This window comes from Mesorhizobium sp. WSM4850 (genome assembly GCF_055811735.1).
This window is the reverse complement of the sequence record NZ_JBVVPV010000094.1, coordinates 1-7,266: the sequence shown is the minus strand read 5'-3', so window position 1 is coordinate 7,266 and position 7,266 is coordinate 1. Positions and strand designations below refer to the sequence as shown.

Annotated in this window: 8 protein-coding genes and 1 pseudogene; 5 read left to right on the top strand and 4 right to left on the bottom strand. The window is 61.9% G+C overall.

What is annotated here, in order from left to right:
- A pseudogene (locus AC0L2Z_RS34515) lies at positions 1-414 on the bottom strand (hypothetical protein); the annotation flags it as partial.
- A 301-nt stretch (positions 415-715) separates the two neighbouring features.
- On the opposite strand from AC0L2Z_RS34515, the gene AC0L2Z_RS34510 reads away from it, so the two are divergent.
- On the top strand, positions 716-1,624 hold the full coding sequence (locus AC0L2Z_RS34510) for a PhnA-like protein (protein ID WP_473630532.1): 909 nt from the start codon (positions 716-718) through the stop codon (positions 1,622-1,624).
- A 61-nt stretch (positions 1,625-1,685) separates the two neighbouring features.
- Positions 1,686-1,835 (top strand): hypothetical protein, encoded by a 150-nt coding sequence (locus AC0L2Z_RS34505; protein ID WP_287240870.1) that lies wholly within the window; start codon positions 1,686-1,688, stop codon positions 1,833-1,835.
- 472 nt (positions 1,836-2,307) lie between these two features.
- On the opposite strand, the gene AC0L2Z_RS34500 is transcribed toward AC0L2Z_RS34505, so the two are convergent.
- A complete protein-coding gene (locus AC0L2Z_RS34500; protein ID WP_287240872.1) occupies positions 2,308-2,526 on the bottom strand; it encodes a hypothetical protein in 219 nt (72 codons plus the stop codon).
- A 216-nt stretch (positions 2,527-2,742) separates the two neighbouring features.
- On the opposite strand from AC0L2Z_RS34500, the gene AC0L2Z_RS34495 reads away from it, so the two are divergent.
- Together AC0L2Z_RS34495 and AC0L2Z_RS34490 are read left to right on the top strand one after the other, a co-directional pair.
- Positions 2,743-3,039, top strand: a complete 297-nt coding sequence (locus tag AC0L2Z_RS34495; RefSeq protein WP_128248512.1) for a hypothetical protein — start codon at positions 2,743-2,745, stop codon at positions 3,037-3,039.
- A gap of 421 nt (positions 3,040-3,460) precedes the next feature.
- Positions 3,461-3,658, top strand: a complete 198-nt coding sequence (locus AC0L2Z_RS34490) for a thermonuclease family protein (protein WP_473630531.1) — start codon at positions 3,461-3,463, stop codon at positions 3,656-3,658.
- Positions 3,659-3,761: 103 nt separating this feature from the next.
- Here the strand turns inward: AC0L2Z_RS34490 and AC0L2Z_RS34485 are convergent, their stop codons facing one another.
- Together AC0L2Z_RS34485 and AC0L2Z_RS34480 are read right to left on the bottom strand one after the other, a co-directional pair.
- A complete protein-coding gene (locus AC0L2Z_RS34485) occupies positions 3,762-4,190 on the bottom strand; it encodes a hypothetical protein (protein ID WP_473630530.1) in 429 nt (142 codons plus the stop codon).
- An 883-nt stretch (positions 4,191-5,073) separates the two neighbouring features.
- Positions 5,074-5,232, bottom strand: coding sequence for a hypothetical protein (locus AC0L2Z_RS34480; protein WP_287364366.1), 159 nt, complete (start codon positions 5,230-5,232; stop codon positions 5,074-5,076).
- Positions 5,233-5,740: 508 nt separating this feature from the next.
- Here AC0L2Z_RS34480 and AC0L2Z_RS34475 point away from each other — a divergent pair.
- Positions 5,741-6,667 carry an adenylate/guanylate cyclase domain-containing protein gene (locus AC0L2Z_RS34475; RefSeq protein ID WP_473630529.1) on the top strand — a complete coding sequence of 309 codons (927 nt, stop codon included), beginning with the start codon at positions 5,741-5,743 and terminating at the stop codon, positions 6,665-6,667.
- The last annotated feature ends 599 nt before the right edge of the window (positions 6,668-7,266 follow it).

The following is a 7,266-nucleotide window of genomic DNA, read 5'->3' as shown; positions in this document are numbered from 1 at the left end:
GTGAAACTTTTCCTCGGGATGGGCGACCCGAAAGCGGACTACAGGGACAGCGTGGCACAGGTTCGCATGAAGTAACCGGCCCTCTATACTGGACCCAGGCAGTGCCCTTTCGACCGTGCTGAAGAGCGCGTCCCTGCCATAGCGCCTGATGAGGGCGGGCGCCTTGACCTCCGCATGGTGCGAGCAATTTCTGCACCAGGCCCGTAACATGTGCCATTTGCGGAGATCGCTCAGCGATACGTCCAGCCCGGCATGTATGCTGCCCTCTACGATGGTCTGCGGCGCCCGGATGGCGGTTTGCCAGGCCGCTTGGCTGACAAATGAGTCCGGCGATCGACAGATGGTCTCGACAAGCGCCTTCTCCTCGCGGTCCCAAACCTCGATCCGGAAATTGTCCTCCGCTGTTGTTGCCATGGCTCGAGTCGCGCCTCGAGCGATAGCGCGTTATCGCCTCGCCGTCGCCTGCGATCGTTGCCCTGACCTCGTCACAGCTCATGCTGGTCGAGTTGTAACGAGAAATCGCCTGCGCCTCGAACGAGACCAGCAACGGGCATAGGATAATCAATGTGCGTTTCATGATCATCTCCGCACGGCAATTCGGAACATTTCTCTCTCCCTGCGGTTGGAGAGTCGAGGGCGGTCAGCCCCAGCAATGAAGGCCATCATCGCAGCGCTGGTTCCCCAGGAGCTTGCCGCAATAACAAGGACAACAGTGATGAGCGACGCAATTCCCAACCCCCGCCAAGAAGAAAATTTGGCTTACTCGACCGCAAGTGATGATGCTCACGCGATCCTTCTGAACAAAGTCAGTTGGGGCGCCATTCTCGCCGGAGTGGTTGTGGCTCTCGTGACGCAAGTCCTGCTGACGATGCTGGGTGCTGGTGTCGGCATCGCGACGCTCGATCCCGGGACCGGTGACAATCCCGAGGCATCGACGTTTTCAATTGTAGCCGGTATCTGGTACGTCCTGTCTGGCATTGTTGCTGCGTTCGTCGGCGGCTACATCGCTGCTCGGATGTCCGGCAAGACGTCCCCCACCACGGGCGCGCTCCATGGGCTGACAACCTGGGCACTCACAACCTTGCTGGTGCTATATTTCCTCACCAGCACAGTCGGCATTATTGTTGGCGGAGCTTTTAGCGGTATCGCAAGCGCCGTCGGCGGCTTGGGCGAGACCGTAGCGCAAACCGCGGAACCAATTGTGGCAGAGGCTAATCCTCTGGAAGCCATTGAGGCTCAGGTGCGCTCGACCGGTACGGACCCGGAGGCGCTTAACAATGCGGCCATCAGTGCGATGCGTGCGCTCGTCATGGGCAACGAGGCGGATGTCAATTCAGCCCGTCAAAACGCAGCACAAGCACTGGCGACGGCACGTGGTATCCCTCTCGAACAAGCCACGGAACAGGTGACGCAGATGGAACAGCAATATCGCCAAGCCGTCGAGCAGGCGAAGCAACAAGCGGCGGAAGCCGCAGATACCGCTGCTTCGATCGCATCGACCGGCGCGCTTCTGGCATTCGTCTCCCTTGTGCTTGGCGCGATTGCTGGCTGGTTTGGCGGCCGTTCCGGGGTGGTTCACCCAGTCTTTGCAGACCGTCTCATACCTTCGCGGCGCGGTTTGTAACGTAACGCGTCGCGCTCCATTGATGCTTAGAAACGTCTCCGGCGTGCTGCTGGAGCCCGCAATGGATGACGCTCTCAACTTCATAGCGGCTGAAATGAAAATTGGCCGGTCGGAACTCATTCAGATCGTGCTGCGCGAATGGCTGGAAATCAACGCCTATCAGCCAGTTCGAACGATCGACGAGGGAATCGAAATAGACGGCAGCGCTTAGGACTTCCGTGATTTCTACCTACCCTCTGGTAGTTGTCGTGCGGCCGACCCCAATCCGCCAGGCCGGCACCCTACAGGCAATCCACCCCAACGCCCCCCCCAGCGGCGCCGGCCTTCCCCGTGTCTGACGTTGCCAATCAGTAGTCTTCGGTAGTCTTCTTCATTTGCCCGGGGGGCGGCGGTATTGGCGTCCGTGTCCTGCTGACCGGGGGCGGCTTCCCCTACTTTAGGCGCGGCGCCCCGTGCCTGGCCGGCAACCGATTGAGAATGCAGCGCTTTTGAATTTTGCTCCCCCCGTTCGCTCTATTTTAGACCCCCGAGACTGACGTTAAAAAAGCAGTAGCGTCGAAGCATGCCGAGCCATCAGAACGCCCTAAACACTTGATTTCATAAAGGAATGCCCGGTTAACTGGTGGATGCCTGCGCGCGGGGAGCCTTCTCCAGCCTAGGCAATATCAGGTGAGGCAAAACACTCACGTATTGCCGGCGGGGCTGGTGGGATCGATTTTCGTCATGCGTTCCCTCGCCTCGCTCACGCGCCTTTGCTCGGACCGTATGCGGTCGCACAACGCGAGATTGACGGCGACGCAGCCATGGTCCGCCAACTTCGCATGCTTAAGCGAGCGCTCGGCTCGTTTTACGCGCAGCCTGGCACTGGCCAATTCGAAGCTAAAAATATCAATCATCATCATACCGCTTCGTTTGCGGTCCCTTCGATTGTTAACCGGCTTCGATCCCATTTGTTCCGACCGCACGCGGCGCAACGCCGGGACGGAGCGATCTGACTGTGCCGGGGAAGTCCCCACCTCGCAACCAAGCCGCGGGGCCGTCCCCGCTAGAGCGAAGCGCGCTGTCTCGGAGATTACCAATCTGTTGACTAAGATCCCACCCGCTCCAGAATCCTATCCATGCCGCGGGAGATCAATATCGGCGACAAGGTGGCGATCATGGCCACGGTGGGCAAGCGTATCGAGGATCGCGTGACCCTGCATATCTGGACGGCAAATCAGTCCTATTCAACCATCGAACCGAAGGCCAAGCCAGGCGACAAGATCAGGCTTGAAGGCGAGGTCGTACACGTTGACGAGGAGTTGCGCCGCGTAACGGTGCAGGTGCTCGGGCGGATCACGGTCGATGCCAGTTCGGTCGAACTGGTGAAAAAAATCCGCCGACCGAAAGGCACAACGCCGCTGCCGGCCGACTAGGCAGCTTCGAGACTCTCGCCCGCAATAGCGGCATTCTCTCTTCAGGGGGATAAGGCGTGGGCAAAGGTCACCGTTATCAAGGCGCCAATCAGGCTGACCGCTGGCGAAGGCGCGCTGGCAGAAGAATGCCGGCACGGCGGCTGCCGCGACCGCTCTTGGCGCTGATGTTCCGTAGGTACGCTTGCCGCCACAATCACCCAATTCGTAATGCAGGCACCGCAAGCCTTCAGGGCACGGTAACGAATTGGACCGAGCCGCTGCCTGCTTCGATGGAAGGCCGCGCCTCCGTGATCGATGGTGACACGGTAGAGATTGCCGGCCAAAGGATTCGGTTCAGCGGCATCGACGCGCCTGAGAGCCGGCAATATTGCGATGACGCCAAAGGCTTCGATACCCCTGCGGGCGCCGCGCTGCCGCCGCGTTGGAGACCTTCCTGTCCGCATCTAGGCCCCTACACTGTAACTTTGTCGACCGGGATCGCCACGGTCGGCTCGTCGGCGATTGTGCGCGTGCCGACGGTCGCGACGTCCAGCAGTGGCTTGTAGAGCAAGGTCTGGCACTCGACTGGCCGAAACATAGCAGCGGCGCCTATGCACCCGCGATGCGTTCGCGGCGCTGATCGCGGTCAAGTCATGACTCAGGCAACCTCGATCTCGCGGGCAGGACCTTCGCCACCGTTGACCGAATCCGGCGTTAACATTGCCGCTAATTGCCCGCCGTTGTCAGCGCGCGACGCTGCCGCTGCCTCCGACGCTGCCGCTGCCGCTGCCGTCAATGCTGCCGCTGCCGCTGCCGTCAATGCTGCCGCTGCCGTCAATGCTGCCGCTGCCGTCAATGCTGCCGCTGCCGTCAATGCTGCCGGTGGCGCTGCCGTCAATGCTGCCGCTGCCGTCAATGCTGCCGCTGCCGCCGACGCTGCCGGTGCCGTGGTCGCCGACGCTGCCGCTGCCGGCGATGGTGTCCCTACTAGCTGTGCCTGTCGGATGGCCCTCGCCAGTGGTGAGCGGCGGGCACAAGCGACATTGCTGCCCCGCCAAGATCTGGCGCTCAATCGCCTGCGCAAATGCTGGAACGGTCGCCGCTGAGCCGAAAAATGCACCTGAAATCAGCACCATACCGGTGCCGGCGAGGAGATGATGGATGGTTTTCATTGTGTTGCTCCCTAAGACTTTCACCTTGGGTTAACAATTGAAACTCAGAGCTTGTTAAATCGGTTCCCTGCTATGTCGTTCTTAGGCGGGCCGTGCCGGAAACTGGCCGTTGGCAAGCGCCTGGGGTTGATTTTGAAACGCAGGCGAGCCGCTGGACGCGATCTCGCCCTTGGCTGGTCTTATGGACCGGGATGCGGCTCCCGCGCGTCCTGACGCGGCCGTAGGACTCGCCAATCGCCAATCCTGCGCCAGTCTGGTCAGCCGCGCATCGTCTTCGATCCACTCGGCATGCATCGGGTAGCACAACACCGCCCATGTTGGCGCGCTGTACCTCCGCTCAAGCTCATCGTCGCTCACGCTAAGATTGCCCCAGTACCTCGCACGCCATACTCGATCCGCCTCGGGCTCGGGCTCCGGATCGACCTGCACCCGCTTCGGTTTCGCGCCCTTGAGCTCCAGCAGCATTGCATCGAGACTGGTTTTCGTCCGCGTAACTGGGATCGCGTCAGCGACAGACGGCGCTGCGGTCGCGTCGAGATCGTTGAAGCGGCAGCCAAGGCCGCCGCAGCGGCAGCGGCGGTTGAAGTAGCCGCGAGGCCAAGCAGAAGGCGGCGGCGGTTGATATCGGGCATACCTTCGGCGGCTGCCCGAACAGTGGTGTTCTCGGGCTCGCCCAATACGCAGCGGGTCAATACGCCGATGCCGTCGAAACACTCAGGCATGAGGCGACGCATCGGCTCGGTTCGCAACGCATCTTGGCTGCAAGTCTGGCGCGGCTGGGGCAGTTGGCAGAGGCCAAGGAAGAAGCAAGGGAATTCCTCGCCTCGAACCCGGATTTTTCGATACAGCACTTCGCCTGGTCTTCCGCCGTCCGGCAAAGCTGTCAGGAACTGCCCTCGCAATCGATGCAGTTCGGCGTCCGGCCAGCGCTGCCCCGCCGCTCGACCGCCGCTATAGCCTCATCCAGTTCCCCGAGCGCCCGTCGCACGTCACCGGAGAGTGCGCAGGCGTCGGCAAGCAGGCTGAGAAAGAATGGTCGCATCCATTCTGCGCCGCTGCCCGTCCACTCCGCGAGACCGCGCCGTCCGCTTCGACCGAGCATGACACCGAGGCGCTAGGTTCATGAGGTTGACGTTATTTTTTTCCGTCACCCTGCCCCCCATCGACATCGCACGGCATGCCGTGCGATCCTCCGGTACAATCACCCACGGGGATCTCGACGGCGGCCTGCCGGGCTCCATCGGGGCTCCGGGCTTGGCGGCTGGCGCTCCGGCTCGCAAATAAGAAGAACGCGAAACGTCGACGATGCAGCTTCCGCAGGACGCGACGGAAGCGGTCACCGTCCATGACTTCGGGACCCTCCCCCGCCGGGCGGCTTTTCGGGCCCTCCGGTCGACACAACGCGCTTCCTGTTCGCTGCGGCCAGAATCGCCATCCCCGCGCCCAGAAAGAGTGTTTTCAGTATCTTCATGCGACGCGGGAATGCGGCGTAGACTCAGCCACCGGAGCACGGCAAGCTTCGGCTGCTCACATCGAGCAGGGACAGTTCAATGTCGGCGACACGACGCAAACTGACGACCATCTTTTCGGCGGATGTTCAGGGCTATACGCGCCTGATGGAAGCCGACGAAGAAGGAACGCTGGCGACTCTGAAACAGTACAGGGACGCAATGGCGCGCCTAATCGAGGCCCGCGGCGGGCGTGTCGTCAACACCTGGGGCGACGGGTTGATCGCCGAATTCCCGAGCGTGGTCGAGTCCGTCCGGACGGCCATCGACGTTCAGAACGAGTTGGCCGGGCACAATGCCGTTCGCCCGGCCGAAACGCAGATGCGCTTTCGGATTGGAATCAACCTTGGCGATGTCATGGTCGAGGGAGATGACATTTATGGAGACGGCGTCAACATTGCCGCCCGCGTTCAGACCGCCGCCCCGGCAGGCGGGATCGTGATCTCAAATACGGTGTACGATCAGGTCCGCAACAAAATGGCGGTCGGGTTCGAGTTCCTGGGCGACCTCGCCGTCAAGAACATCGAAGAAGGTGTGCCGAGCTACGTTGTCCGGATCGGCGGTGAGAAGAGCGGGGCCGAAGCGGTGGCGCGCCGTGCCGAACCGGCCGCTGACGGGCGGTCGCGCGACGCCGCCCGGTCTGGCGCTTTCCTCGGGCGCAGGATCAGCCGGAAATTCCTTTTGCCTGCCTTGACCGCGTTGGGGTTGGTGGCCATCAATGTGCTTTCGTGGAATGGGATTTTCTGGGCTGGGTGGCCGATGCTCGCCGTAGCGGTTCTGGCGGGCCTCCGCTGGGCAAGCATGACGAGGCTCATCAATCGGGGCGTCGCCATGCTGAGTGTCGTCGCGTTGGGGGTCGTCGGTGTAAACCTGCTGACCTGGAACGGGATTTTCTGGGCGAAATGGCCGCTACTCGGCATCGCGCTTGCGGGAGGCATCGGCTGGATCATCCGGAAACGGGCGTCATGAGCAGGCTACATGCCTGATCGTCTCTCGCTACGAGAGGATTATATTCCTGAATGCTGATCCCTTGCCACTGGTCGCTAACTCTCATCCCAAAAATCCTGCAGCGATGCGTGCCGAAGGTCTTTCTCGCCCCGGAGGTGCTTCACACGGGCTTTGATTCCCGGCTTGACCCACTGCGTTGCCGGCCGTTTTGGCATGTCCTTGGGCGGAGGCCCGGCATGTTCCTGGACCTTTTTCCAAAGTCGTTCCCGCATCTCGCGGTTGACGCTCACGAACGCACTCCCGAGGCTGGCTCCGCATCGACAGGCTGCCCGCGATGCGTTCGCGGCGCTGATCGCGGTCAGGTCATGACTCAGGCAATCTCGATCTCGTCGGCAGGACCTTCGCCACCGTTGCCGAATCCGGCGTTAACATTGCCGCTATTGCCCGCCGTTGTCAGCGCGCGACGCTGCCTCCGACGCTGACGCTGCCGCTGCCGTCAATGCTGCCGCTGCCGCCGATGCTGCCGGTGCCGCTGCCGTCAATGCTGCCGCTGCCGTCAATGCTGCCGCTGCCGCCGATGCTGCCGGTGCCGCTGCCGTCAATGCTGCCGCTGCCGTCAA